At 64.7% G+C, this 2,131-nt stretch carries 2 protein-coding genes; one reads left to right on the top strand and one right to left on the bottom strand.

Features of this window, described 5'->3' with window-relative positions; translation table 11 throughout:
* Positions 1-828 (bottom strand): DUF763 domain-containing protein (locus tag MOV74_RS36765; protein WP_246932239.1); only part of this gene is annotated, 828 nt, incomplete at its 3' end.
* 127 nt (positions 829-955) lie between these two features.
* Here MOV74_RS36765 and MOV74_RS36760 point away from each other — a divergent pair.
* Positions 956-2,101, top strand: a complete 1,146-nt coding sequence (locus MOV74_RS36760; RefSeq protein WP_246932237.1) for a mechanosensitive ion channel family protein — start codon at positions 956-958, stop codon at positions 2,099-2,101.
* The last annotated feature ends 30 nt before the right edge of the window (positions 2,102-2,131 follow it).

Genomic DNA, 2,131 nt, shown 5'->3' with positions numbered 1-2,131 from the left:
CTCGGTTGCGGCGGCGAGCGTGCCGTGCAGGCGGCGCGCGAACACGTCCTTGGGCCTGACATCGTGATGCGCCGGCATGATCAGGTGCGGCAGCATGGCCTGTGCCGGCTCGGGCGCGGTCCCCATGAGCCGTTCGAATTCGGAGACGATGCGATCGGGGCCGAGATTCCCTAAGAGATCGAGCTGCGCGCTGCGCGAGATGTCGGCGCGATGATCGGTGAGATTGACGATCTCCCCCTGTTGGGGCCCGTCAATCGCGCTGTGCGGCGTATCGACGAAGCTCTTCAGGGCCTCTGAATGCCAGTGATAGCGTCGTGCCTGCCGCTTGTCGCCGTTCATGCCCTGCTGCACCACCGTCCATTTGCCGTCGGCGGTGACGAAGAAGCCGTGGAGATAGAGGTCGAAGCCGTCCTGCACGGCTGCGCTGTCGACCTTCGCCACCAGGCGGCTTGCGCGGGTCAGCTTTGCGCCGTCGAATCCAACGCGGTCGCCGAGTTGCATCAATTCATCCGGCGTCTTGCGCGAATGCTGGCCGCGGCCGCCGCAGACATAGATACCGAGCTCGTCCTGAAGCGGCCCGAGCCCGCGCTTCAGCGCGCCGATCACGGAGGTCGTGATGCCCGAGGAGTGCCAGTCCATTCCCATGACGGCGCCGAATGACTGGAACCAGAACGGATGAGACAGCCGCTGGAGGAACGCATCGCGGCCATAATGATGCACAATCGCCTGCGTGAGGATCGACCCGAGCGAGGCCATGCGGCTTGCCAGCCACGGCGGAACTCGTCCGGTGTGCAAAGGAAGATCGGCGCTGCCGCTACGTCGAGTCATGACCGCCCCAAACTAGTCCAGTTCGGCAACGGTTGCACCTGTGGAATGCTGCGTTGCACAGGGCGGGGGAGCGAAGCCGGCCGAGAGGCGTTGAGCCGGCTACGCGAATGCAAAGACGGGGACAGCAATGAATTGGCAAGCCCTCATGGCCGACATCGACAGGATGTTCGGCTGGATACCGTCGTGGTTTGTCGGCCTCAGCCTGGTGCTCGGCGCGATTCTGCTGGCTCTTGCCCTCCATCGGCTTGCGGCCTGGCTTCTCAATCGCGCCTTCGGAACTCGTCTCCCGCTCCTCAGCGTGTTCATCGAGCGCACGACGGGCCCAGCTCAGTTGGCGCTGTGTCTTGGCGCGGTCGCATTGGTTTTGCCGCTCGCGCCGCTCGACGACGCGATCCGCACGCCGCTGATGCGGCTGTTCGTGGTGGCGGTCATCGCGCTGATCGGCTGGATCTCGATCCGGATCGTCGACATGAGTGCGGCGCGCTATCTGCAGAACTTTCGCGACGTCACCGAGAATTTCGTCGCCCGCAAGCACGTCACGCAGGTCCGCGTGTTCAAGCGCGTCACCGACACCATCATCGTCATCATCACGGTGTCGACCGCACTGATGACGTTCGACTCGGTCCGGCAATACGGCGTCAGCCTGTTCGCCTCCGCCGGCGCGGCCGGTATCATCGTCGGTCTTGCCGCGCGGCCGCTGCTCAGCAACCTGATCGCGGGCTTGCAGATCGCCATCACCCAGCCGATCCGCATCGAGGACGCGGTGATCATCGAGAACGAGTGGGGATGGGTCGAGGATATCGCCGCGACCTATGTCGTGATCCGGCTGTGGGACTGGCGCCGCATGGTGGTGCCGCTATCCTATTTCATCGAAAAACCGTTCCAGAACTGGACCCGCGACACCGCCTCCCTGATCGGAGTGATCGCGCTTCATGTCGATTATCGTGCCGACGTCCCGCGCATTCGACGCTGGCTGGAAGAGGCGGTGAAGCAGTCCAAGCTCTGGGACGGGGCCGTGGTCAATCTTCAGGTGATCGACGCGGACTCGCGCACCATCGAGCTGCGGGCACTGGTCAGCGCGAGGAACGCGCCGCAGTCGTGGGACTTGCGCTGCGAGATCAGGGAGAAGCTCGTGGCCTTCATTCGTGACGAGATGCCGGAGGCGTTGCCGCGCGAGCGGGCGATCCTGATCCCGTCGGGCGGAGGCGATGATGCCGACTTCATGCGAGGCCCGGCGCCTCCGGAGAAAATGCGGGCGAGTGCGCGCAATTGACTGCCCGCACGCTCAGCCGGCGCGGACCAC

The sequence above is a fragment of the Bradyrhizobium sp. SHOUNA76 genome (assembly GCF_023006445.1).
Classification (GTDB): domain Bacteria; phylum Pseudomonadota; class Alphaproteobacteria; order Rhizobiales; family Xanthobacteraceae; genus Bradyrhizobium.
This window is presented reverse-complemented; position numbering and strand designations above follow the sequence as displayed.

Excerpts from the sequence above, each read along its gene's own strand:
- MOV74_RS36760 (WP_246932237.1), top strand. The coding sequence starts at position 956 with ATGAATTGGCAAGCCCTCATGGCCGACATCGACAGGATGTTCGGCTGG.